Origin of the sequence: Nostoc sp. (assembly GCF_036917135.1) — a bacterium.
Classification (GTDB): domain Bacteria; phylum Cyanobacteriota; class Cyanobacteriia; order Cyanobacteriales; family Nostocaceae; genus Nostoc.
Map to the genome: position 1 here is coordinate 22155 of NZ_JBALEA010000067.1, position 24367 is coordinate 46521.

At 43.0% G+C, this 24367-nt stretch carries 20 protein-coding genes and 1 pseudogene; 9 read left to right on the forward strand and 12 right to left on the reverse strand.

Annotation, left to right across the window (positions count from 1 at the left end; translation table 11 throughout):
* Positions 1-186: 186 nt before the first annotated feature.
* The 7 genes from V7K50_RS19985 to V7K50_RS20015 all read right to left on the reverse strand — a co-directional run bounded on the left by V7K50_RS19985 (position 187) and on the right by V7K50_RS20015 (position 10251).
* Positions 187-765 carry a Uma2 family endonuclease gene (locus V7K50_RS19985; RefSeq protein WP_334963014.1) on the reverse strand — a complete coding sequence of 193 codons (579 nt, stop codon included), beginning with the start codon at positions 763-765 and terminating at the stop codon, positions 187-189.
* Positions 766-793: 28 nt separating this feature from the next.
* On the reverse strand, positions 794-2851 hold the full coding sequence (locus V7K50_RS19990; protein ID WP_334963016.1) for a serine/threonine-protein kinase: 2058 nt from the start codon (positions 2849-2851) through the stop codon (positions 794-796).
* A 438-nt stretch (positions 2852-3289) separates the two neighbouring features.
* Entirely contained in the window at positions 3290-4381 is a 1092-nt protein-coding gene (locus tag V7K50_RS19995) for a serine/threonine-protein kinase (protein ID WP_334963018.1), read from the reverse strand.
* Between the two features lie 310 nt (positions 4382-4691).
* Positions 4692-5252 carry a hypothetical protein gene (locus tag V7K50_RS20000; RefSeq protein ID WP_334963111.1) on the reverse strand — a complete coding sequence of 187 codons (561 nt, stop codon included), beginning with the start codon at positions 5250-5252 and terminating at the stop codon, positions 4692-4694.
* 344 nt (positions 5253-5596) lie between these two features.
* Positions 5597-6820, reverse strand: a complete 1224-nt coding sequence (locus tag V7K50_RS20005; protein WP_334963020.1) for a type II secretion system F family protein — start codon at positions 6818-6820, stop codon at positions 5597-5599.
* 125 nt (positions 6821-6945) lie between these two features.
* Positions 6946-8073, reverse strand: a complete 1128-nt coding sequence (locus V7K50_RS20010; protein ID WP_265273875.1) for a type IV pilus twitching motility protein PilT — start codon at positions 8071-8073, stop codon at positions 6946-6948.
* 174 nt (positions 8074-8247) lie between these two features.
* Entirely contained in the window at positions 8248-10251 is a 2004-nt protein-coding gene (locus V7K50_RS20015; RefSeq protein WP_334963022.1) for a GspE/PulE family protein, read from the reverse strand.
* A gap of 577 nt (positions 10252-10828) precedes the next feature.
* On the opposite strand from V7K50_RS20015, the gene grpE reads away from it, so the two are divergent.
* From grpE to V7K50_RS20050, 7 genes are all read left to right on the forward strand, one after another.
* Positions 10829-11578 carry a nucleotide exchange factor GrpE gene (gene grpE, locus V7K50_RS20020; RefSeq protein ID WP_334963024.1) on the forward strand — a complete coding sequence of 250 codons (750 nt, stop codon included), beginning with the start codon at positions 10829-10831 and terminating at the stop codon, positions 11576-11578.
* A 221-nt stretch (positions 11579-11799) separates the two neighbouring features.
* Complete coding sequence (gene dnaK, locus V7K50_RS20025; RefSeq protein ID WP_334963026.1) at positions 11800-13758, forward strand: molecular chaperone DnaK; 1959 nt, start codon at positions 11800-11802, stop codon at positions 13756-13758.
* A gap of 629 nt (positions 13759-14387) precedes the next feature.
* Positions 14388-15518: a molecular chaperone DnaJ gene (gene dnaJ / locus V7K50_RS20030; protein WP_334963028.1), complete on the forward strand. Its 1131-nt coding sequence runs from the start codon at positions 14388-14390 to the stop codon at positions 15516-15518.
* Entirely contained in the window at positions 15518-15775 is a 258-nt protein-coding gene (locus V7K50_RS20035; RefSeq protein ID WP_334963113.1) for a sulfurtransferase TusA family protein, read from the forward strand. Before dnaJ ends, V7K50_RS20035 begins: the two co-directional genes overlap by 1 nt.
* Positions 15772-16863: a small ribosomal subunit biogenesis GTPase RsgA gene (gene rsgA / locus V7K50_RS20040; protein WP_334963030.1), complete on the forward strand. Its 1092-nt coding sequence runs from the start codon at positions 15772-15774 to the stop codon at positions 16861-16863. Before V7K50_RS20035 ends, rsgA begins: the two co-directional genes overlap by 4 nt.
* A 92-nt stretch (positions 16864-16955) precedes the next feature.
* Positions 16956-17696 (forward strand): Uma2 family endonuclease, encoded by a 741-nt coding sequence (locus tag V7K50_RS20045; RefSeq protein WP_334963032.1) that lies wholly within the window; start codon positions 16956-16958, stop codon positions 17694-17696.
* A gap of 43 nt (positions 17697-17739) precedes the next feature.
* Positions 17740-18309, forward strand: a complete 570-nt coding sequence (locus tag V7K50_RS20050) for a Uma2 family endonuclease (protein WP_334963034.1) — start codon at positions 17740-17742, stop codon at positions 18307-18309.
* A gap of 175 nt (positions 18310-18484) precedes the next feature.
* Here the strand turns inward: V7K50_RS20050 and arsS are convergent, their stop codons facing one another.
* The 4 genes and pseudogenes from arsS to V7K50_RS20070 form a co-directional block, all read right to left on the reverse strand.
* Complete coding sequence (arsS, locus tag V7K50_RS20055; protein WP_334963036.1) at positions 18485-19492, reverse strand: arsenosugar biosynthesis radical SAM (seleno)protein ArsS; 1008 nt, start codon at positions 19490-19492, stop codon at positions 18485-18487.
* 48 nt (positions 19493-19540) lie between these two features.
* On the reverse strand, positions 19541-20569 hold the full coding sequence (locus V7K50_RS20060) for an inorganic phosphate transporter (RefSeq protein ID WP_334963038.1): 1029 nt from the start codon (positions 20567-20569) through the stop codon (positions 19541-19543).
* Between the two features lie 42 nt (positions 20570-20611).
* Positions 20612-21580 carry an arsenosugar biosynthesis arsenite methyltransferase ArsM gene (arsM, locus tag V7K50_RS20065; RefSeq protein WP_334963040.1) on the reverse strand — a complete coding sequence of 323 codons (969 nt, stop codon included), beginning with the start codon at positions 21578-21580 and terminating at the stop codon, positions 20612-20614.
* Positions 21581-21735: 155 nt separating this feature from the next.
* Positions 21736-22164, reverse strand: a pseudogene (locus V7K50_RS20070) (response regulator transcription factor); the annotation flags it as partial.
* Positions 22165-22559: 395 nt separating this feature from the next.
* On the opposite strand from V7K50_RS20070, the gene V7K50_RS20075 reads away from it, so the two are divergent.
* Positions 22560-23177 (forward strand): class I SAM-dependent methyltransferase, encoded by a 618-nt coding sequence (locus tag V7K50_RS20075; protein WP_334963042.1) that lies wholly within the window; start codon positions 22560-22562, stop codon positions 23175-23177.
* 68 nt (positions 23178-23245) lie between these two features.
* Here the strand turns inward: V7K50_RS20075 and V7K50_RS20080 are convergent, their stop codons facing one another.
* Positions 23246-23743: a GNAT family N-acetyltransferase gene (locus V7K50_RS20080; protein ID WP_334963044.1), complete on the reverse strand. Its 498-nt coding sequence runs from the start codon at positions 23741-23743 to the stop codon at positions 23246-23248.
* A 420-nt stretch (positions 23744-24163) separates the two neighbouring features.
* Here V7K50_RS20080 and V7K50_RS20085 point away from each other — a divergent pair, with 420 nt between their 5' ends.
* A complete protein-coding gene (locus V7K50_RS20085; RefSeq protein WP_334963046.1) occupies positions 24164-24364 on the forward strand; it encodes a hypothetical protein in 201 nt (66 codons plus the stop codon).
* The last annotated feature ends 3 nt before the right edge of the window (positions 24365-24367 follow it).

Below are 24367 nucleotides of genomic sequence, written 5' to 3' on the forward strand. Positions count from 1 at the left end.
TGCACGTAGCAAGATCCCCGTGGGGGTACGCGGACTCTCTAAGCGTTGGCGCAGCCTCTCTAAGCGTTGCCATACCGTTCGCGCAGCGTCTCGTAGAGAAGGCTTTACGCTGCGCTATTCGCCATTCTTAATTCATTCTGAATTCTGACTCCTGACTCCTGACTCCTGAATTCTATTTGGATAATATTATCCAAATATTGGGTCTAAATCTAATAAAAATCCCGGCAGTACATCTTCACCTGATAGATTTCGGGGAGATTGTAAAACTTCCACTGCTTGGTTACAGCGATAAATTTCGACTTGCCTATTTTTAGGATTAATCAACCAACCTAGACGCAAACCGTTCTTGATATATTCGCGCATTTTTGCTTGAGTATCTTCTAAATCATCAGTTTCAGAAACCAATTCCACTACAAAATCAGGACATAAAGGTGGGAATTTCTTTCTTTGCTGTGGCGTCAGAGCTTCCCATCTGGCAATTTTTACCCAAGATGCATCAGGGGAACGAGTTGCACCATTTGGCAACTTAAAACCTGTAGAAGAATTAAAGGCTTTTCCGAGCTTATTTTGACGGTTCCAGAACCATAATTGACCTTCTATATCCAAGTTACGCTCTCCAGTTTCTCCCCCGGTGGGTGACATAATCACTAATTCTCCCTGAGCAGTTAATTCCAGTCGCAACTCTTGATTAACAGCAATCAGCTGTTCAAACTCTTCGTCTGTCAATTTCAGCGCCGGAGGGAACTGTAAAGTTAAAGCACTCATGGCAATTTGGGATTTTAGATTTTGGATTTCACTGAGACAACTGCCAAATCTTAATAGTATTATCTTCACTACCACTGACAAGGGTTTTGTCATCAGGACTGAAGGTGACGGATGTCACGGTGTTGGTGTGTGCCGCCAATGTCAGAATTTCTTCACCTGTGGCTGTATTCCACAGTTTGATGGTGCGATCGCGGCTACCACTAGCAATCATTTTACCATCGGCACTAAAGGCTACTGATGTCACAGTGTTCCCATGTCCCGTCAGTGTGCGAATTTCCCTGCCAGTATGTAGATCCCAAAGTTTGATGGTGCCGCGGCTACGCCCGTCGGAGACATCCCGGCTAGCACTGGCTAAAGTTTTACCATCTGGGCTAATAGCGACAGCTGTCACTGTTTGAGAATTTCCCTCTAGTGTGCGGATTGAGTAGCCTTTTGTCAGATTCCAGATTTTGATCGTCTTGTCAAAACTCCCACTAGCAAGAATCACCCCATCGGGGCTAATAGCCACAGATCGCACCCAAAATGTATGCCCTACCAGTGTCCGAATTAGCTCTCCTGTTGCCAAATCCCAGATTTTGATTGTGTTGTCATCACTAGCACTAACCAGAGTCTCGCTATCAGCGCTGATGGCCAGGGCATGAACTGAATCAAAATGCCCTGTAAGAGTGCGAATTTTTTTTCGCATTCCCAGATTCCAGATTTTAATCGTGTTGTCATCACTGGCACTAACCAGAAGTTTTCCATCTGGGCTGATGGCTACGACATTCACCTGCTGAGAATGCCCGTTGAGTGAAGAGATTGGTTTTCCAGTTCCGAGATTCCAAAGTTGGATTGTGCCATTGTCGCCACTGCTGGCTATGGTTTTACCATCGGGGCTGATGGCGACAGATAAAACTGAGTTTTCCTGTCCTTGAAGGGTATTAGCTAAGGAAACCTTACCCAAAGTAATCTTTAGTGGTTGACCTAAAAGCGCCTCATTTTTGCCCGAATTATTATGCTGACTCAGCCTAGAGACTAAACTGGTTTGAATCCGGCGAAAATGCTTATACCAAGATTCTTGGAATCCGAACAACAGAATCAAAGCACTTACCAAGACTAAAATTCTCAGCAAGGGATAACTTTTTGGTAAATATGGCGCTTTAGTTGGTGGTATTTTCCCAGATGACTTACCGGCTGGTGGTAATGCGAGGAGTTGTTTTGGAGTCAAGTCTCTGAGAACTTCATCAGCTGACTGGTAACGTTCATGGATATCTTTTTTCAAAAGCTTGTCGATGACAAAATCCAACTCAGGATTTAATGGACTCCGCAAATATGCCCGCCAATTATTCACCCAGGCATACCCAGATTCCATCCACAACTGAAAGGGCGAATTTCCCGTTAGCAGATGAAAGCAGGTAGCCCCCAAACCGAACAAGTCACTGGCGGGGAAAGCTTTACCATCTCTAATCTGTTCTAGGGGCGAATAACCATGTGAACCAATAGATGTGCCAGATTTCTGCTGAACTTTGGCGGTGAATTGCTTGGAAGAGCCAAAATCAATTAAGCTTAATCGCCCATCACCTTTATTGCGGATAATATTTTCTGGCTTGATATCTCGATGAATGACTTTGCGATCGTGGATAAATTTCAAAATTGGCAGTAAATCTAGCAAAATAGATTGAATTTCCCTAGGGTTATAAGCCTTGCGCTGTTGCAACTCCTTTAACAAATTTTCCCCATTAATAAACTGCTGCACCAAATATAGGCAGCCGTCTTGCTCAAAGTAAGCGATCAAAGTCGGAATTTGGGTATGTTCCCCAAGGTCTTGTAGTCGTTGCGCTTCTTCAGCAAACAACTCCATCGCTTTTTTTTGCGACCAAGTTCCTTGGAATTTTGGAGCTAATTGCTTGATAACGCAACGCTCATTGAGTTTATCGACATCTTCTGATAGATAGGTTCTGCCAAATCCCCCCTCATCTGAAAGGACTCGGATGACACGAAAGCGATTTCTTAAAAGTGACACCAGTGGGGTGCTACAACTTTGACAAAACTTCTTTCCATTGGGATTCAGGGGATTTGAGCAATCGGGATTTAAGCAGCAGATCATGATCTGACAGGCGCGACTGCATGACAACTTAGGCTAAGTTTGCCCCGAACTTTCCCTTAAGAAAATTGACTCTCGCTTACTGGTGGTAGAAAACCCTGCTCTGGGGATTGGGGAATTACTTATATAGTTAGCGTTTGTAAATAGTGGTCAGTCTTCCTCATCTGTGGAAAACTACGAGAGCCATAAGATTAATTATTCTATCGATTATATAATAATCTGAATAGAAATATTTTTCGGAAGTGTTAAACCTAGTAATTTTGCTTGTATCTTGGCAAGCGATAACTGACTAAGTATTGAAGAAAAACCCTGATTAATTAATCATCACTGACTATCAAATATAGTTAAAATTCGTACTAAATTTGTTTTAGCTATTTTAAATCGTCCCTGATTAATTATTCATTTGATACTTTAGGTAAAAAAGGCTTCAATTTCACTTTACTACCTAGTTTCCTTGAGCCTTTCCCTCCATTTACGAATGGCACTAGCAGTTCTGGCTATAGGTGGCATATACACATCAGGAGTTTCGGGAGAATTTTCGTATTTTGTAATTTCGTGTTGTGTAATTTCGTGTTGTGTAATACTTTTATTATTTAATTTTTGGGTAGTTAGACAGTTAGCCAAAGTGGGCGAATAGCTTTGATAACTTAAAGCTTTCATCACTTCATCAGCAGTCTTAAACCGTTCCTCTAAAGTAATTTTCACCATTTTTCCTAAAATCTGGGCAAAATTGTTGGTGATATTTACCTCTTTTCGCCAACATATTTCACCAGTATTCGCCTCGTACTCAAATTCTAAAGGACTTCTAGCAGTCAACATATAAATACAAGTTACACCCAGTGCATAAATATCACTGGCATAAACTGGACGTAGAGAAAACTGTTCTGGTGGTGCAAATCCCCTAGTCCCGATAAAGTTGGTATTTACAGCTTGATTGATTGACTTTTCACAAACCTTAACTAATTGCTCTTTCACCGCACCAAAATCAATCAACACTACCCGCCCGTCATACTCACACCGCAATAAATTTTGGGGCTTAATATCTCGATGAATCACATTATGTTTATGAAGATACTGTAATACAGGTAATAATTCCTGCAAAAACTGTTTAACTGAGGCTTCACTTTTGGGGCCAGTTTGCCGCACTTCTCGTGCCAAAGTCAAACCCGGCACGTATTCTTGAATTAAAAAAAACTCTCCATTGGCCTGAAAGTAGTCTAATAGCATGGGAATTTGCGAATGACTACCGAGTTGTCCCAAAATTCTTGCTTCTTTTTCAAAGCGCATACACGCCCTTTGCCAACTTTGAGGATTAGTCACTTTCGGAGAAAGTTGTTTAATGACACAGAGGGGATTCCCAGGTAATACGGCATTTTTGGCTAAAAACGTGATACCAAAACCACCTCGTCCCAAAACTTGCAGTATTTCATAGCGATCGCGAAATAGCCGTTTAGAACCACACATCTGACCAAGTTGAGTTTGCTGTGAAATGCTCTCTTGAGAATTCGTTATTTTCTGACAAAAGCGATCCATTAGTATAAAATATCTACTCGGAAATGTCTCTAATTCTACGACAATTATTTATTGTCAACAGTAAAACTACTGGGTCTTTACCAAATCATCATTACTCTTCTGTTAAAAATTCAAAAAGCAAAAATAAATTTTTGTATAACTAAGTAAGTGGGGAACAATAAATCAAACTATGTTAAGTAATATAAAAACCTGAAAATATCCTTGTAGTGTAAGCAAGCTACGCGTGTCCTCACCCGTCCAATATTCAGGGTGGGCATCTTGCCCACCCCACAAGATGGATTATTTATTTTTTGTCAGTCCCTTAATTTTTCTAAGCTGGTGGAACTTGTGGAGAGAAAATATCTGTGAAATTTTCCTCAAGCAGCGAATCTGGTGTTTGCATAATAAATGGGAGTTCGGCTCCCACAAGTCCTCTTGGGATGCGTTCTAAAGTCTCACTAAAAACGACAAACAGAGGATATATAGTATTGGCTCCCTCACTCAAAATATGACTGTGACGGAGAGGCATCAACCACTCATAATCATTGTCTAGATAAACTTGGGTTTGTCGCCAACGTCCTAACAAATCAGAAAAGTCTTCGTGAGCGCGATGAATGAAAACTAAAATTTCGGCTCCAGTTTTGATTTTCCACTCTGGATCGCACATCAAAATTGCCACATCACAGGGTAAGCAAATCGTTTGTGGGGCTGTAGTCGCAGTGTTGCGAAGACGGACAATTGGCAAAGGTATAGTAATGACACTTTCATCTGGACGGCGCAGACTGGGAATCATCTCTAAGTATGGGCGGTGTTGTTTTAGTAAGGCGATCGCAGCTAGATGATTGCTGTACTCTGCCAAACTCGCTTCGTAGTGAGATTTTTGCACATTCATCATTTCATTAAATAGTTAGAAGTTAGGAGTGAGGAGTTAAGAACAAAACTAATCATTTAGGAGTGAAGAGTTAAGAGGGTGTTTTAAAAGTCCTCTTGTTAGTAGCAAAACATTATAGATCCCCCTAAATCCCCCTTATAAAGGGGGACTTTGATTCTGGCTCCCCCCTTTTTAAGAGAGACTTTGATTCTTCCCCCTTAAAAAGGGGGGTTAGGGGGGATCTAAAAGTGCCTAAAATTACAGCCAACCACTTTTCAAACAACCTGTAAGAATAAAATTAATTATTTAGGAGTTAAAACTTATAATTTAGAATTTTTAACTCCTAACTCCTAACTATTAATCTTTTATCCCAACTTTTCAAATACCGCAAACATCGGCAGATACATTGCTAACAAAATGGTTCCAACCATTCCCCCTAGAACTACAATCATCACTGGTTCTAAAATACTGGTCATTGCTTTTACTGCTTGCTCAACTTCATCTTCATAGAAATCAGCAACTTTCATCAACATTCCATCTAATTCTCCAGTTTCTTCTCCGATACTAATCATCTGAATTGCCATAGCTGGAAAAACGGCATCTTTTTGTAAAGCAATGCTGATCATGCCCCCTTGTTGAATCTCCATGCGGGCTGCATCTATGGCATTGGCAATTACTTGGTTTCCTGATGTATCTCGGACAATTTCTAAACAAGTTAAAATTGGTACACCTGAACGAGTCAAAGAACCAAAGGTTCGGCTAAAGCGAGCAACTGAAGATTTTTGAATTAAGTCACCAAACAATGGCATCTTGAGGGAAAGACGATCAATTGTGATGCGACCAACAGGAGTTTTACTGTATTGTGTAAAAGCAAATTTCAGTGCTATAAGAGCAGCAAGAAGGACGAAAGCACCCGGACTTCTCAAAAATTTACTAGCATCCATCAAGAATTGCGTTAGAGGTGGTAATGAGATTCCAATTTGCACAAAAATCGTGGCAAAAATCGGAATCAGAAAAATAGTCATACCGAGAAAGATCGAAACTGCGATAAAACCCACAACCGTTGGATAAGACATTGCTGATTTAATTTGGTTTTGTAACCGGGCAACATCTTCTAACAACTTAGCTAAACGATTCAATACTTCATCTAGAACACCACCAACTTCGCCAGCTTGAATCATACTCACATATAATCCATCAAAACAGTCAGGATGCTTCCGCATTGCTTCTGAAAGATTCATTCCGCTTTGAACATCGATGCTAATCTCCACAAGGGCTTGTTTCAGTTTAGTATTACTACACTGTTCAGAAAGTACCCCCAGACTTCTAACGATCGCAACTCCCGCATTCATCAAAACGGCAAATTGACGCGAAAAAACGGCTTTGTCTTTCACCGAAACCTTAACTAAGGAATTCTGGAAATTTTTTAAGGCAACATCTGGCTGAAATCCTTGAGATTGCTTGAGTTCTTGGATTACAAGACCTTGTTCTCTGAGATTAGTCCGAGCTTGTGACAAGGATTCAGCAACAATTTTTTCTGTTCGGGATTTTCCTTGCGAATCCCGAACACGGGCAACATAGTTTGGCATAAATAAATTCAAAATAGTTGTTATTTATTGGGCATGGGGCATTGAAAAGAGGCAGAGGGGCGGGGTGCGGGGGGCAGAGGGGAAAACTCTTCTCCCTGCTCCCTGCTCCCTGCTCCCCACTTCCTTTAATGGGCTTTAGCCGCCGCACCAGGTTTCGCACCTGCTGCTTGGGGTGGTACAGAAGTACCGATGAGACGTTGGATTTCATCTGGCTTAGAAGTCTTAGACATCGCCGCTTCAAAGGAAATCGTTCCGGCTTTATAAAAATCGGCTAAAACCTTTTCTAGAGTTTGCATTCCCAATTTGCCGCCAGTTTGAATCGCTGAGTAAATTTGGGCTGTTTTACCTTCTCGAATCAAGTTGGAAATAGCGGGAGTAACGATCAGAATTTCTTGAGCCATCACCCGACCATATTCACCAGGTTTAGGGCTTTTCTTGGACACCAAGGTTTGGCTAAATACCGCCACTAAAGAGTTAGACAACTGCACCCGCACTTGGGTTTGTCTTTCATGGGGGAAAACGTCAATAATCCGGTCAACCGTCTGTGCGGCGGAACTGGTGTGTAGCGTCCCAAATACCAAGTGTCCTGTTTCGGCGGCAGAAATTGCCAAAGAAATCGTTTCCAAATCGCGCATTTCCCCTACCAGAACGATATCTGGATCTTCCCGCAAAGCTGCTTTCAAGGCATTAGCAAAACTCTTAGTATCTTCACCCAGTTGTCGTTGGTGAACCAAGCTTTTAATTGGTTCATAGACAAATTCAATTGGGTCTTCCACCGTCAAAATATGCTCTGCCTTGGTGCGGTTAATCAAGTCAATCATTGCCGCTAGGGTAGTAGTCTTGCCAGAACCTGTAGGACCTGTGACCAGAATTAGCCCTCTGGGTTTATCTGTCATTTCCCGGACGATATCTGGCAAACCTAATTTTTCAAAGTTAGGAATCTTAGAACTTAATGCCCGTAAGCAAGCAGCATAAGAACCACGTTCTTTATAAACATTGACTCGGAAGCGAGCCAAACCTTTAACTCCATAAGAACAATCCAACTCCCAGTTCTGCTCTAAGGTTTTACGCTGGGTGTTGTTGAGCATACTAAAAATCAGCCTTTGACATTGATCGGCTGTCAAAATATGCTCACCTATGGGGGTGAGCTTGCCACTGATGCGGAAGTAGGGAGGCAAACCTGCGGATAAATGCATATCCGAGCCACCTAATTCAATTAACTGCTCCATCAAGTCTTCAATCATCATTTCCATAGTTCTGCTTCCTTTTAATATTTGTTGTTTGTCATTTGTTGTTTGTCATTTGTCATTTGTTTTAAGTTAGTAAGCATCAACTAATGACTAATACTTCTCTACGAGAGGCTACGCCAACGACTCCGCGGTAGTTGAGCGTAGTCGAAACTCAGTACAAGTGATCAATGACTAGTCTTAAAACCGAGGCGTCATACAGTAAGGACAATCCAGCCATTCTTGTTTCAATGTGGCCTCGCAACTCCGGCAGGTAAGACCTGTCTTGCGTTTGGCTTTTAACTCGGCTTCTAAACCCGTATCAGTAAACGTCACTCGTTCTACTTCTTCTAGGGTGGTGGAACCTTCGCGCACTAAATCCAAGCTGTAAGCCAGCAAGGTTTTCATGCCCTCTTCTATTGCCACTTCCTTAATACGTTCGGTGGGTGCATCTTCGTTGATGAGAGTTTGCAGGTTTTCGGTGACTCGCATGACTTCATAAACACCACAACGCCCTTTGTAGCCACCGCCATTACATTTTGGGCAAAGCTGATTTTTGGTTTTAGCTTCGGCGATCGCATCCAATGTCAAGGTGTTAGCTTTATAAAAGGTGACTGCGACATCAGAGGAAGCTGATAGACCATAACGAGCCAGTTCTTCGGTTGTGGGAGTGTAAGGAATGCGACATTCAGAACAGACACGCCGCACCAAACGTTGAGCTAATACGCCAATTAAAGAACTAGAAACCATGAAAGGCTCAATCCCCATTTCTCCCAAACGAGCGATCGCACCTGGGGCATCATTGGTATGTAAGGTAGTTAATACCAAGTGACCGGTCAAGGCAGCCTCAATTGCGGTTTTTGCCGTTTCCCTATCCCGCGTTTCACCCACCAGCAGCACATCTGGATCTTGCCGCAAGAAAGCCCGCAGAGCGGTAGCAAAATCCAGCCCTTTTTCCCGAATCACCTGTACTTGAGTAATCCCTGGAAGGCTGTACTCAATTGGGTCTTCTACAGTACTGATATTAATACCGGGATCATTCTTTTCTGAGAGTGCAGAATACAACGAGGTTGTTTTCCCAGAACCAGTTGGCCCAGTTACCAAAATTAGACCGAAAGGACGGCTAACCATATCCTGGACAATATGTAAAGTCTCTGGATCGGTAATTAACTTATTTAATCCCAGTTGGGTTGAGGAGTTATCCAAAATCCGCAGCACCACCTTTTCCCCGTAGCGACTGGGTAAGGTATTCACCCGGAAATCTACTTTGCGTCCCTCAAACATCCGCCGGATACGTCCATCTTGGGGCATACGGCGTTCTGCAATGTCTAGATTGGAGATGATTTTAAATCGGGCTGTCACCGCCGGGATAATTTTTTTCGGTAGGGGATCGAAAGCTTCCTTCAGTACGCCATCTTTGCGAAAGCGAATGCGTAAGTTTTCTTCTTGCGGTTCGATATGAATGTCAGAAACGCCCTCATGCAAGGCTTTAGCCAGGATTCTATTAACTAGGTTGATGACTGGGGCATCCTCTGCACCCTTCATCGCAGCCCCTAGATCAGCCTCCATTTCTTCAGGAGCATCGGAAAGATCGAGATTTCCGAGGTTTTCTAAATCCTGATTAATATCTGTAAACTTTTCTTGATCTAGGTGCTTCTGCTTAACAGCCATTTCATCCAAATATTGGTTGATTAGCTGTTGGTAGTCTTCCTGGGTAATCACCATGCGCTGCAACGCCAACCCTTGGGGGCGCAAGATGCGGTTCAGGTCATCGGAAGCCTCTAGATTATCTGGAGCCACCATCGCCACTAAAACTGAGGGCGGGGTTTGGTCTTCGTGTTTTGACAGTGGTACTAAACGATGGCGACGGCAAATATCCACTGGGATGAGGGTTTCAATCAGGTTCCCCATCATCGTGTTGCCAACGGAGTTGACTTCGGGATCGAGAAATTCAACTCCGTATAGGATTTTCAGTTCAAATAGCTGCTGTTTTTTGTATTGTCTGAGCAACTCAGGCGATAGTTGTTGCCCAGTGATTGACTCTAGTACTTCCGTTAAGGGTCGGCCAGATTTGCGGCTTTCAATTAGTGCCTGCCTCATCTGTTCGGTATTGACATAGCCAGATTGCACTAGCTTGTTGCCAAAGGGCGAAAACTCTGTTCTGGTAGTTAGAGCGGTACTGCGCCGTTGTGGTGACGAGTTCATAAATGAGCAATTGATTTGGGGAAACCTCTAATTAAAGTATTCCCAGGCGGGAAGACAGAATTCTCATTTTCCAAAAAAGTCCTGAGTCACCGAAACAGTTCTGAGTTAACTTAAGCCCCAGCGAAGGTCATTCGCGGCTACACAAACTCTCGTCCGCGCAGACGGACTAAAGAAAAGTTGAGTGTTTTAAACCCACGGAGATGGGTTTTGCCTGGTAGACAAGCCAGTGCATTGGGCGGGCAATGCCCCACTTGTTCGCGTAGCTTCTCCCCCTGGGAGAAGCTACTGGCGCGCGGTTTCTAACCGCCCTTTTACTAAACCCCTACAGCACGGATCTATTTACCAGTCCCCAGTCGCCAATCGCCAATCCCCAGTCCCCCCACTTGCTACTCGTTCGGGTTCCCGCCTTAGTCGCGTCTGGGCTAACGTGTTCACCATTTGTCACAATAAGAGGACGGTTATATGACTTCCAGGAACTTGTCGGCAAAAAAATCAGCCCTAGTTGCAAGTCGTGGATGACGACGGTTGCAAGCTGTGGAGATACACTGCCATAAATAGAATCTGGAATGAATGGACAATGATCGATGAAAATAAACAGATAAACAATACAAGCCAGCAATTGGGTGAACCAACAGAGGTAAAGCAAGCAATGAAGAGTGACTTCTCAGCCCAAATTAATTTCAATGAATCTGGTAGTGAGGTGACAGAGCAAGTGACAGCCCAAACAAATGCATCAGGAGATCCGGGTACTCTCAATCTAGAAAATAGCGTCGCTGCAACCGAGAAAACTGAACTGGAAAGGGCAGCTTTGGCAGAACTGACTCAACAAATCGAGTCGCTGAAAACGCAACTAGAAGAGCGTAGTACTCAATATATGCGGATTGCCGCCGATTTTGAGAATTACCGGAAACGCACTAGCAAGGAAAAAGAAGACCTAGAGGTGCAGATGAAGCGGAACACGATTCTGGAGTTGCTGCCAGTGGTGGATAATTTTGAGCGGGCGCGATCGCACCTCAAACCACAATCTGATGGCGAAATGACCATGCACAAAAGCTACCAAGGCGTTTACAAACAATTAGTAGATAGCCTGAAGCGCTTGGGTGTATCACCAATGCGTCCTGAAGGTGAAGAATTCGATCCTAATCTACACGAAGCAGTAATGCGGGAACCTACGGATGAACATCCTGAAGGAAGAGTGTTAGAAGAGTTAGTGCGCGGATATTACTTGGGCGATCGCGTGTTACGCCATGCAATGGTCAAAGTAGCTGCTCCCAAGGAAGATAGCCCTGCTGCACCAGAAGATCAGTCGAGTCAAGCCTTCAGTTAAGCTGTAATTGCTCGCCTCGCTGACCTCAAGTGCCTGGGTTTTAGCAAGGACGAGCATCGCGTACCTCAAACAAGGCTTTGGATAACTCTCTGTGTTTCAACTTCTCTCTTGCTACCAGCAACAGAGGTTGCACAGACGTTATCCGCTAGCCTTTGTTTTTAGCAAAAAAGTTAGTCCGCGACATATTACAGTAGAAAAATTCGGTAAAAATACTGATATTTATGGGAAAAGTTATTGGGATCGACTTAGGCACTACTAACAGTTGCGTCGCCGTTTTGGAGGGTGGTCAACCACTTGTGATCTCCAATTCTGAAGGTGGACGAACTACTCCAAGTATTGTGGGATTTGGGAAGACTGGCGATCGCTTGGTTGGTCAATTGGCAAAGCGCCAAGCCGTAACCAATGCTGAAAACACAATTTACAGTATAAAACGATTTATCGGGCGGCGTTGGGAAGAGACTGAAATAGAACGCGATCGCGTCCCCTACAACTGTGTCAAAGGTCGAGACGAAACCGTTGATGTCCAAATTCGCTCAAAAAACTACACGCCACAAGAACTATCGGCCATGATCTTGCAAAAGCTGAAGCAGGATGCCGAAAACTTCTTGGGTGAAGAAGTCACTCAGGCAGTGATCACAGTACCCGCATATTTTACAGACGCCCAAAGGCAAGCAACTAAAGATGCTGGTACCATTGCTGGATTAGAAGTACTGCGAATCATCAATGAACCAACAGCTGCGGCTTTAGCTTTCGGATTAGACAAGCAAGACCAAGAGCAGCTAATTTTAGTATTTGATTTAGGAGGCGGTACTTTCGACGTATCGATCCTACAATTGGGGGATGGCGTTTTTGAAGTTAAGGCCACTTGTGGTAACAACCATTTAGGTGGAGACGACTTTGATAATGCGATCGTGCTTTGGATGATGGAACGCTTCCAGCAAGAGGAAAAAATCAACCTTTCCCAAGATAAGATGGCACTGCAACGCCTGCGGGAAGCGGCAGAAAAGGCAAAAATTGAACTCTCCAGTATGATGAATACCTCCATCAACTTGCCTTTCATCACAGCTGATGACAGCGGCCCAAAGCATCTGGAGATGGAACTAAGCCGCTCTAAATTTGAAGAACTCGCACTTAATTTAATTGAAGCGACCATCGAACCGATGATCCAAGCGCTCAAAGATGCGGATCTCAAACCAGCAGCCATAGATCGGATTATTTTGGTAGGTGGTTCTACCCGTGTTCCCGCAGTCCAAAACGCGCTGATTAAGTTTTTCAACGGCAAAGCTCCCGATCGCTCCATCAACCCTGACGAAGCCGTAGCATTGGGAGCAGCGATCCAAGCAGGTGTGTTGGGTGGCGAAGTCGATAATCTCTTACTATTGGATGTCACTCCTCTATCCTTGGGAATTGAAACCTTGGGTGAAGTGTTCACCAAAATTATTGAACGTAACACCACAATTCCTACGAGTAGGTCACAAGTTTTTTCCACAGCAGTTGATGGACAAACCTCAGTAGAAATTCACATCCTCCAAGGTGAACGGGCAATGTCACGAGATAACAAGAGTCTCGGCAAGTTTCTACTAGCAGGAATCCCCCCCTCGCCCCGTGGTGTACCGCAAATTGAAGTATCCTTTGAAATCGATGTCAACGGCATCCTGAAGGTTTCTGCTCAAGATAAAGGTACAGGTAGAGAACAAAGTATTCGGATTACCAATACAGGTGGTTTGAGTATCAACGAAGTCGAACGGATGCGCCAAGAGGCGGAACTATTTGGCGAAGAAGATAGAAGACGTAAAGAATTGGTTGAACTCCGAAACCAAGCAGATAATCTGTTGTTCAGCTATGAATCCACCATCAAAGATAATAGCAACTTTATCGGCGACCAGATGAAAACCTTGGCCAGTGAAAAAGTTTCACAACTCCAAGCTGCAATGATTGACTCTAGTATTTCCACAGTGGAATTTAAGCAGCGCCTAGACGACTTCCAACAAACCCTGTTTGCGATCGGTGCTGATGTCTACAACCGAGCTAACAGCCAAAGTGATGAGATTGAAGAGGCTTCAGGTAATCACTTTACCCCAGAAATAGACTCACCAATGAATGGCACACTAATACCACAATTCAACTTTGATTTTGATGAAGAAAGTACTGCCCAGGCTGATTATGAGGCGATAGATTAGGGATGGGGCATTGGGCAGAGGAGAAGAATTTTCCCCCTGCTCCCCTGATTCTTCCCCACTCCCTACGCCCAAAGTTGCAAATTTTTATGAAGGTATTTTAATATATCTAAATATTTAGATTTAGCGAAGTTTCACAAGCCCCCAGTCGTTTGCTAGATTGTAGAAGCAAGTTACTTTGGACTAGGCAGTGTGTCAGTTCAGATGCACTTCCATTGCATAAGGGTGGTTTTCCACACCTAATGGTGCGGCTAGCCCCTCTGGTTGATGGGCGGGGTTTTCCTCTGCTACGTAGCACAATTGTAAAAGAGACAGCCGACTCAGCAGTGAGAAGTCTGAGCAGAGGCTTCCCCTACTCTTAAATTCTATAGCTTTTGTCGTCTCCCACGAGGAAAGCACCTGTTGCTCTAGATTTGTCGGTGATTTTTGTAAAAGCTAAAGGGTAAAATCAATTTATTAACAAAAATTAATTTTATCTTCTGCCTGTCCTCCGGCAAGCCACCCTCTGAAGGATACTGTGTTGCTCTTGCATATCTGTAGGCAAAACACAAACACTTATCCGTAGGGGTAGCAAGTGACCGTGACCTTCTACTGACTTCTGCTTTCTTCCTTCTAACTTTTACCTTTGCTATATGGCCCGCGACTATTATGAAATCCTGGGTGTCTCTCGTGACACCGACAAAGAAGAAATCAAACAAGCCTATCGCCGTTTAGCCCGGAAGTTTCACCCAGATGTGAACAAAGAACCGGGGGCGGAGGATCGCTTTAAAGAAATTAACCGCGCTTATGAGGTGCTGTCGGAACCCGAAACCCGCGCTCGTTACGATCGCTTTGGGCCAGATGGTGTATCTGGTGCTGCTGGTGCGGGCTTTCAAGATGTCGGCGATATGGGTGGTTTTGCCGATATATTTGAAAGCATTTTTAGTGGCTTTGCTGGCGGTATGGGTAGTCCCACGCAACAAAGACGGCGCAGTGGTCCGGCGAGGGGCGATGACTTACGGCTAGACCTAAAGTTAGACTTCCGAGAAGCAGTATTTGGTGGCGAAAAAGAAATTCGCATTTCCCATCTAGAAAATTGTGAAGTTTGTAGCGGTTCTGGTGCTAAACCTGGAACCCGCCCTCGGACTTGTTCAACTTGTGCCGGCTCGGGTCAAGTCCGCCGTGTCACTAGAACACCCTTTGGCAGTTTCACCCAAGTTTCGACTTGTCCCACCTGTAATGGCACAGGGATGGTAATTGAAGATAAATGTGATGCCTGTGATGGTAAGGGCGCAAATCAAGTCACCAAGAAACTCAAAATTACCATTCCGGCTGGGGTGGATAATGGCACTCGCTTACGGATTTCTAGTGAAGGAGATTCTGGTCAACGTAGTGGTCCTCCGGGAGATTTGTACGTTTACTTGTTCGTGAATGAGGACGAGGAATTCCAACGGGATGGGATTAATATTCTCTCGGAAATCAAAGTTAGCTACCTGCAAGCAATTTTAGGTTGTCGGTTAGAGGTAGATACGGTAGATGGTCCGGTAGAACTAATTATTCCCGCCGGAACTCAGCCAAATACGGTGATGAAGTTGGAAAATCGCGGCGTACCCCGTTTGGGTAATCCCGTCAGTCGTGGGGATCACATGCTCAACGTATTAATTGATATTCCCAATAAAGTCACCCCAGAGGAGAGGGAACTGTTGGAGAAACTGGCTAAAATTAAGGGCGATCGCACTGGTAAAGGCGGTTTAGAAGGATTCTTGGGAAATTTATTTAAGTGATGAAGCCCTCTTCTGTTTTAACTCCCGATGCTCAACTTGATTTACGCGGCACACCTTGCCCGATTAATTTCGTGCGGACAAAATTACGTCTGGAGAAAATGCCCTTGGGAGGTTTGTTAGAAGTCTGGCTAGACCCCGGTGAGCCGATTGAGCAGGTTCCTGATAGTCTGACAATGGCAGGTTTTCAGGTGGAACAAATTACAGACTGCACTAGTTATTTTTCTCTGTTAGTGCGCCGTCCAGTTGCTGGCCAATGACAGGGGAAAATTTTGCCGCAGGTGGACAGTTATTGGGTACGGTGGTGGCTGTACAGGCTAATTTTTACCGAGTACAGCTGGATGGGGAGATCGGGGAGCAAGATCCTTCTAGTCTTTCTTATCCCCCTCTGCTGCTTTGTACTCGCCGAACACGTCTGAAAAAAATCGGACAACAGGTGATGGTAGGCGATCGCGTTGTGGTAGAAGAGCCAGATTGGGCTGGGGGACGAGGTGCGATCGCTGAGGTTTTACCCCGCCAAAGTGAGTTAGATCGTCCAGCGATCGCCAATGTCAACCAAATTTTATTGGTATTTGCTGTTGCCGATCCACCTTTGGAACCTTATCAGCTAAGTAGATTTCTAATTAAGGCTGAGTCTACTGACTTAGATGTGCTTTTATGCTTGAATAAAAGTGATTTAATTTCACCGCAGGAACAGCAACAAGTTAGCGATCGCCTCCTTGGTTGGGGCTATGAACCCATATTTATCAGTGTTAAAGATGGTATAAATACCGATCAAGCAGCGAGATATTTAAGTAATAAAATTACTGTAATTGCTGGGCCTTCCGGCGTGGGTAAATCTAGCCTGATTAATACGCTAATTGACTCTGCCAAGTTGAGAGTCGGAGAAGTTTCTGGGAAACTAGCTCGTGGCCGTCATACCACTCGCCATATAGAATTATTTGAGTTACCTGAAGGTGGTTTGCTGGCAGACACACCCGGCTTTAATCAGCCTGACATGAATTGTAACCCAGAAGAATTAATCCGTTATTTCCCAGAAGCCAGAAAGCGGTTAGCAGTTGCTAGCTGTCGGTTTAGTGATTGTCTGCATCGAGACGAGCCTGAGTGTGTGGTGCGGGGAAACTGGGAACGATATGAACATTATTTAGAATTTTTGGACGCTGCGATCGCTCATGAAACTCAGCTTCATCAACAAGCTGATCCAGAATCCACTATGAAGTTAAAAAGCAAAAGCAAAGGCAAGGGGCAGAGTCAATACGAACCCAAGTTAGAAAGTAAGAAATATCGTCGGATTTCGCGGAAAACTCAGTTACAGGATTTGCAGGAATTATATCGCGATGAGGAATAAGGATTGCGATGTCTACGATGGGCTGCGCCTACGAACTCATAATGCAAAGGTTGGTCACGATAGCATAGATACAAACAGAAAAAGTATCTTGTATGTCTCAGCCCCTTGTCACTACCCCTAGTTTAGAAGCTGTCACTGAGAGTATAATTTTCCCACCAGGCGACATTTATAGTGACGAACCCCCCTTGGAATCTGATCTGCACCGAGAACAAATTGATTTACTGATCCGTTTGATTAAATGGTGGTGGCGCGATCGTCAGGATTTTTATGCTACCGGCAACCTGACTATCTATTTCAGTCCGAACCAGAAGAAATCAGAAGAATTTCGAGGCCCCGATTTCTTTGTGGTTTTAGATACAGAAAAAAAAGACCGCAAAAGCTGGGTTGTGTGGCAAGAAGATGGCAAATATCCCAATGTAATTATTGAGATGTTATCTAATTCTACTGCCTCGGTTGATAAAGGTTTGAAAAAACAAATTTACCAGAATACATTTCGGACTCCTGATTACTTTTGGTTTGACCCAAATAACCTAGAATTACAGGGATTTCACATAGTTGATGGGCAATACCAAGAACTTGTACCCACTGAGTCGGGTTGGTTGTGGAGTCAGCAGTTAGATTTGTATTTAGGAGTTGAGTCTGGTAAATTACGCTTTTTTACCCCTGATGGGCAACTCTTGATGTTACCAGAAGAAGAAGCAAACCAACAGTTAGAGCAAGCAAACCAACAGTTAGAGCAAGCAAATCAAGAGCTAGAGCAGGAACGTGAACGGGCTGCAATATTGGCAGAACGCTTACGAGCCGCAGGTATTGATCCTGAGCAAATATTCTGAAAATAGAATTTTATCTCTAAATTAGGTATGGGAAAATAGTGCTATGAACCAAATAATATCTGATCAAGTCCGTTGGACAACCTCAGACTTAGAATTACTCACAACTGACGAATGGAAGCGCTATGAAATTGTTGACGGAGAACTATTTGTGACTAGAGCGCCTCACTGGAAACATCAGCGAACTGCTGGTAATATTCATTTAGAATTGGAAATTTGGTCTCGTTCCAGTAAACTAGGTGAACCTATTACAACTCCCGGCATTATTTTTACAGATGCCGATAATGTCATACCCGATGTAGTTTGGATCGGTAATGAGCGTTTAGCACAATTACTAGATGACGAAGGGCATTTGAGAGGAGCGCCAGAATTGATTGTAGAAGTGCTTTCTCCTGGAACAACTAACGAGCGTCGAGATCGAGAAGCCAAGCTGAAACTATACTCATCCACAGGAGTCCAAGAATATTGGATTGCAAATTGGCAATTACAGCAGCTAGAAGTTTATCGCCGAGAAGCTGCCCAATTAAAACTGATTGCAACTTTGTTGGCTGATGACGAAATCACATCACCACTGTTACCAGGTTTTGGCGTTCGAGTTCAGCGTTTTTTTGGATAATTCTGGCGACACCGAATAGCCCAACCTAGGCATCACTCTTCAAACTCAGCTGCACCAACAACTGGTGGCGGTGGCTCCAGTTCCATCCCCTGCCAAAAAACATTTCGCTAGGGCTTTTTACAAAAGTGAGATGCTCCCTGAAGTTTTAGCTAAAAATGCCTGTAAATGCAGACGTTTAGAGCAAAGCGCCACCACAACTAGAACCACACCCAGCAGTACAACCATAGCAATAAGCAGCAGTTTGTACCTCACTAATTAGGTCTAAACTGCCAGCTTCTAACAATTTGCTAACTGTCAAGATTTCACCATTGAAAGTTTTTGCAGGCAAATTCATCATTTGGTTAAAGTCACAATCATATACATTGCCCAGATAGTCAATTGAAAGTTCATCACGGCACATTAAATGTTCAACTGTGCTGGGATTAAAATGCAACTCTAAAAACTGCAAATAGCTGGTGTACAGTTTTGTCCGTTCTAAATGCATTTTAGTTCTACCAACTGGTAGGTTGGTAATGGTGAAGAGGTTGTTAAATACAATATCAAAATGTTCTTGCAAGAACATTTTGTAATCTTGTTCTAGGTTGCTCTGTTCGGGAGCTAAGGAAAATTTTTCACCCGTGGGTAACTGGGGATTAAATACCAAGTCTAAAATTAGATTTTGGTCTTTACCATAGCCGAGTTGGTTAAGCCACTGCAAAGCTTTGACTGAACTCTCAAAAACACCAGCACCACGCATTTTATCAACATTATCTGCCAGGTAACAGGGTAGAGAAGCCACAACTCTTACTTGGTGTTTAGCAAAGTATTCTGGTAAATCACCAAAACCATCTTCAAAATAAATGGTCAAATTAGACCGGACAATCACTTGTTTACCAGTTATTCTTGCTGCTTCTACCAATGACTTAAATCCGTAATTCATTTCTGGTGCGCCACCAGTCAAATCCAGAATTTTAATTTCGGGAAATTTATGGATTAGTGAAATCAATTGTTCGCAAATTTCAGGAGAAAGTTCTTCTGTACGTTTTGGACTAGCTTCGACATGACAGTGTGTACACGTAAGGTTACAACGCTTACCTAGATTAATTTGTAAAACAGTGATTCCTTTTTTTGTCAAAGGTGAATTGAGTTTCTGGTTAAATGGTGTGAGTGATGTATCTAGTGTAATTATTGATTGAGTTGGCATTATTTACTATTCCTTAAAAATCGCACAAATATATTCAATTCAATTTTTCTAGCCTTGCAATAATCTGTAGGTTATTCCACTAATAATTGCAGCAGTAGGTAAAGTTAAAATCCACGATAATAATATCTGATAAAAAACACGTATATTGGCTTTTTTGTTGATCAATCCCACACCAAAAATAGAACCAACTGAAACATAAGTGGTGGAAACTGGAAGCCCAAACCGACTAGCTACAATGACCAAAACTCCAGTGACTATATTTGCTGATAGTCCTTGAGTATGATTCATTGAGGTAATATTTTCACTCATGGTAACAGCAACTTTTTGAGAGTTCAGTAAACCGCCAAGTGCCATTGCGATCGCAATCGTGATCATTCCTCCCTGAATCGAAAAATAGTCAATAATTAGAATGAGTGAGAAAATCTTAGGAGTATCATTTAATCCTCTAGCAAAACTGACAATCGCCGCGCTGAGAAAATGGCAACTATCAATCATTTTCTGGTTGACTGGTAGATGGCATTTTGAATTTATATAGCCAGATAAGCTGTAAATTCCTGCTCCCAAGGGAATAGCAATCATTGAACTTAGTAATAAAGGCAAAATAAAGGAAGTTCCCAAAGCGGTAAAATTAACTTGAAGTCCGATCGCAACTAATCCAGCCCCAACTAGCGCACCTGTTAAACTGTGAGTTGTGGAAATGGGAAATCCCATGAGGGTGGCAAAGAGTACAGTCAAACCAGTTGCGATCGCAACTGCTATATGAAACTCTGGGGCGTTAGCGATCGCATCAGGTAATAGTCCTTTTCCAGAAAAGTTTTTAATTAGTCTACTTGCCCAAAAAGTCGCAGTTATTGCACCAGCAAAAGTTGTAAAAGTTGCCCATAAAATTGCTGTTTGATAGCTACTTGTTCGGCTACCAAATAGTGTTGCTACACCTTTAAAATTATCATTTGCACCATTTGAATATGCTAAAAAAAGCGTAGCTAAAAACAGACTAATTAACAACATTTTGGGGTTTATAAAGAAGAAGTCAGAATCCAGAATCAAATTAGCAAAATATTCCAGTTGTGCATTCATTCTCCAGTCGCACAGAATTATTCTGAATTCTTTCTTCAGAAATTAACAGCAGCCACCACCGCTATAGTGCCAGGTTGAATTGGTAACAATTATTTCTGCTGGCTTTATAGCCGCAAGTTTAGCGGCGGTTTTATCACACACTGCTGCGGGAATACCTAACTGAAGTAAATGACCTGCTGAATCGTCAAAGAATGGCTCAGAACCAGCATAAATTGCTGTTTTACCAGTGAAAATGCAAGCACCATCTTCTGGAATTGCAACTTTAAAAGAAACAGAATCAAGACTTTCTAAAAGTAGATTTTCTTCTAAATTATAAGTCCGGGAATCTAGTAGACGGTAAGGACGACGAGCGCGAATTTCAACTTGACCAAAGCCAGCATTTGTAATCCGTTCAGTATACTCTTGATATGTGAGTGCGCCTGATAAACATATAGCTCTGAGTCGCTCATCTTGTTGAAGATGTGCTGGAATTGGACGAGTAGCAATTGGATCGCTCATCTGCAAGCGTCCACCTGGTTTTAATACCCGATATGCTTCTTTTAAAGCACGAGTTAAATCTTCTGGTTCAAAGATGTTGAAAAGGCAATTCTGGGCGACGATATCGACGCTAGCATCAGCAACGGGTAAGTTAAAAGCATCACCTTTGCGGATTTCGACAAAGCTGGTGTCGAACCAGGGGTTTTCTTGAGTGGCAATTTGCAAATTACGTGCGGCTGCTTCCCCCATAGCCTCAACCGGTTCAACAGCAATTACACCACTTGCATAGCGGGAAAAATAAGCAAATTGCAACGCTTCTAAGCCACCACCAACGCCGACATATAGCACAGTCGGTTGGTTTCCTAGTTCAGTGGGGTGAACAGTGGTGCCACAACCATAGTTCATTTCCTGCATCAGCAAAGGAATTTTCAATCCTGGTAGTTGCAGGGGCGTACTTTGCACACAGCAAAGTCCAACTTGCGGGGTTTGGGCAACTTCGCGGTAGAATTGCGCTGCTGTTTCTAGATAGGTCATGCAATTTTGGATTTTAGATTTCAGATGATCACAGCTTTGTGCATCCTAGTATAATTAACTCTGAGTTGGATAAGTTTTTGCGGAAATTGTCAAAAACCCCAAATCTTCCTATAATTATGGGTTTTGGGGACTGAGGAAATAAGCAAAAATTATTGAATATGATTCCGTCTACGATTTAAACTCAAATCTTCAAATTCTAAAACAGATGCCGCAGATATTTGGTGGCTTCTTTGCAGGTGAGTGCCAACTCTGGCTAATAATTCATCAACGCTGAAGGGTTTAATAAGGTAATCATTAGCACCAGTGTCTAAGCCGGCAATGCGATCGCTCACTTCATCTTTGACGGTTAATAAGATTATCGGTACTTTATCAACGATACTTCGCAAGCTGCGGCAAATTTCCAATCCAGATAAACCAGGCAATATCAAGTCTAAAATTACTAAATCTAGATGTAACTCACGCGCTGCGGTGAGTGCAGTTAATCCATCATAGGCAACACTGACTTGATAGCCTTGATAATTCAATTCCAATTCGATAAATCTTGCCAATTTGACTTCATCTTCAACCAATAAGATGTGCGTCATGATGATGTTAATGATTTGAGCAGGGTACGGTAAGCAACAATCCGGTCTGGAAACACTTTAGCCAGATGCCAGCTACTCAATAGCCAAACATCTAATTAAGTGTAGGTTAGCTTAGTATAAATCTGAGCAAGTAACAACCGTAAGTCTGCAATTAAACCTTTAACTTTGGTTCTCTACCAAGATAAGGGACTGACAAATAAAAAAACATCCCAAATTTAGGGCGCTCATGTTGCCCACCCCACAAGATGGATAATTTATTTCTTGTCAGTCCCTAACCCTACAAAAAGTCGGTATTACAACCAATTCAGTTAACTTTTGTTGTTAACCAACTTTTTGGAGGCGTAGCTAAACTTACCCTAAAAAAGTATCAAGTTTTAAGGAAGCTGCGAAAACTAATGACTAATGACTTTTTCAGTAATAAAAAGCTACTTTTTGACCGATGGGCACCAAGTTATGACTGGCTCTTTCCTTCAGTATTTTATCGAGCTGTTCACAAACGGTTGTTGGAGTACGTCGATTTACCAGAGCCAGCAAATATACTTGATATCGGCTGTGGTACTGGACGCTTACTTGAGCGCCTTGCCACTCAGTTTCCCGACCTGCGAGCCACCGGATTGGATTTCTCTGCTAATATGTTGCGGGTAGCAAGACAGAGCAACCGCTACCGTCCACGCTTAATTTATATCGAGGGGAAAGCTGAGTCTCTTCCCTTTGCTGATGGTCAATTTGATGCTGTTTTTAGCACTATCAGCTTCTTGCACTATTTAGAACCTAAACAAGTGGTTAGCGAGATAGCACGAGTACTTTCTCCCGGTGGACGGTTTTATTTGGTTGACATTACTTCTGAAAAAGAGGCAGAACCTCAATTATTGCCAATCTCTCCCCGAGGAATTAGACTCTACAGCCCTAATCAACGTCAACTTCTTGGCTCCTCTGCTGGGCTATTGTGTTTGAATCACCACTATTTACTAGGGCCTGTCTTACTAACGATTTTTGCGAAACCTTCGATTTGAAAATGGGGAATGGGGAAGAGTGAAAGCTTGGAAACATTTTGTATCAAGCCTTGTTCTGCATATCTTAATTACGAATTAGTCTGACCTTGATGTTTCATAAACACCACAGGAACCCTAAGCAGCCTTTTAGCTAACTGCGAGAATCTAAACTTACCATTGAGTGTAGACAAGCCTCTTGTCCTGGAAAATTGTGGTAAATCTTCAAAAGATATTGGCACAAAGTCAAAGCGACTGTAAAACTGCGCCAGTCGTTCACCTAAACATTCTAGATAAAGTGGTTGCGTTGCTATATTAATCAAATGCTGCGTTAGCAAAGTACCTAAACCGCAACCTCTCCAAGCTGATGCAACGACCAAACTACCAAGTTCTTGTGCCTCTGAAAAGTTACGTAGCTGTCCGCAAGCTATCAGATTCTCATCGGATTCAATTACCCAAAATTGCTGCCAATTTAATTGAGTTGGGTCGAGTTTCGCTGATAACACCAGCAATCTAATCGACCACTGATCCGCAGAGGTTGCCTTCCGAAGGACACATCCAAATGGTAACGATAGATTTCTTTGGTTCATTAATTACACGGGGAGCATCCCAATGAGAGCTTAAATCTTTTCCCTCACCCTCAGCCCCTCTCCCATCTTTGGGAGAGGGGAGACATAATTCTAGTTCCCCGAATCCCATCTTTGGGAGAAGGGCTTAGGGGATGAGCGCTATCAAGGTTTTTGCACATTTGGCATGCTCCCATTACACGTTGATAGTTTGGATCACAATCATCACATTATATTATTCAATCAGATCATTATTTCCTTAACTATAGCAAGGGTTTTCAGGTTAACAATTCTATATTTGGGGATTTTGTCAGCATATATGAGTAGTACTAAACAATACTTACGATAGAGGAACGAATCAGCCATAATTAGATTCTGGATAGATGCACTCACACCCCTAATTTTTTAAGATAATCTCAACAATAAATCATTAGGAATGTAGTCATGGCTGAACAAGAAAAACAAAAATCTAATAATCAAGAAACTACGCCTACCGCTTCTGGTGGCTACCAAACCCCCATCGACGAAAGTATCCGCAAAACTGGCGATGCTGAAAAGAGTGATGCTAAACCAACTGCTACTCCAGAAGCAGCAGGAGAGGATTCTGTCGCAGGTAGCCCCAATCAGGGAACTGAGTCTCGTTAATTG

Bases quoted from the DNA above. Each gene is read 5' to 3' on its own strand.
- V7K50_RS20000 (WP_334963111.1), bottom strand. From the start codon at position 5,252: ATGAATGTGCAAAAATCTCACTACGAAGCGAGTTTGGCAGAGTACAGC.
- dnaJ (WP_334963028.1), top strand. From the start codon at position 14,388: ATGGCCCGCGACTATTATGAAATCCTGGGTGTCTCTCGTGACACCGAC.
- V7K50_RS20085 (WP_334963046.1), top strand. From the start codon at position 24,164: ATGGCTGAACAAGAAAAACAAAAATCTAATAATCAAGAAACTACGCCT.
- V7K50_RS19995 (WP_334963018.1), bottom strand. From the start codon at position 4,381: ATGGATCGCTTTTGTCAGAAAATAACGAATTCTCAAGAGAGCATTTCA.
- rsgA (WP_334963030.1), top strand. From the start codon at position 15,772: ATGACAGGGGAAAATTTTGCCGCAGGTGGACAGTTATTGGGTACGGTG.
- V7K50_RS19990 (WP_334963016.1), bottom strand. From the start codon at position 2,851: ATGATCTGCTGCTTAAATCCCGATTGCTCAAATCCCCTGAATCCCAAT.
- V7K50_RS20035 (WP_334963113.1), top strand. From the start codon at position 15,518: ATGAAGCCCTCTTCTGTTTTAACTCCCGATGCTCAACTTGATTTACGC.
- V7K50_RS20075 (WP_334963042.1), top strand. From the start codon at position 22,560: ATGACTAATGACTTTTTCAGTAATAAAAAGCTACTTTTTGACCGATGG.
- V7K50_RS20015 (WP_334963022.1), bottom strand. From the start codon at position 10,251: ATGAACTCGTCACCACAACGGCGCAGTACCGCTCTAACTACCAGAACA.
- arsM (WP_334963040.1), bottom strand. From the start codon at position 21,580: ATGACCTATCTAGAAACAGCAGCGCAATTCTACCGCGAAGTTGCCCAA.
- V7K50_RS20010 (WP_265273875.1), bottom strand. From the start codon at position 8,073: ATGGAAATGATGATTGAAGACTTGATGGAGCAGTTAATTGAATTAGGT.
- V7K50_RS20050 (WP_334963034.1), top strand. From the start codon at position 17,740: ATGAACCAAATAATATCTGATCAAGTCCGTTGGACAACCTCAGACTTA.
- V7K50_RS19985 (WP_334963014.1), bottom strand. From the start codon at position 765: ATGAGTGCTTTAACTTTACAGTTCCCTCCGGCGCTGAAATTGACAGAC.
- grpE (WP_334963024.1), top strand. From the start codon at position 10,829: ATGATCGATGAAAATAAACAGATAAACAATACAAGCCAGCAATTGGGT.
- V7K50_RS20045 (WP_334963032.1), top strand. From the start codon at position 16,956: ATGTCTCAGCCCCTTGTCACTACCCCTAGTTTAGAAGCTGTCACTGAG.
- arsS (WP_334963036.1), bottom strand. From the start codon at position 19,492: ATGCCAACTCAATCAATAATTACACTAGATACATCACTCACACCATTT.
- dnaK (WP_334963026.1), top strand. From the start codon at position 11,800: ATGGGAAAAGTTATTGGGATCGACTTAGGCACTACTAACAGTTGCGTC.
- V7K50_RS20005 (WP_334963020.1), bottom strand. From the start codon at position 6,820: ATGCCAAACTATGTTGCCCGTGTTCGGGATTCGCAAGGAAAATCCCGA.
- V7K50_RS20060 (WP_334963038.1), bottom strand. From the start codon at position 20,569: ATGAATGCACAACTGGAATATTTTGCTAATTTGATTCTGGATTCTGAC.
- V7K50_RS20080 (WP_334963044.1), bottom strand. From the start codon at position 23,743: ATGAACCAAAGAAATCTATCGTTACCATTTGGATGTGTCCTTCGGAAG.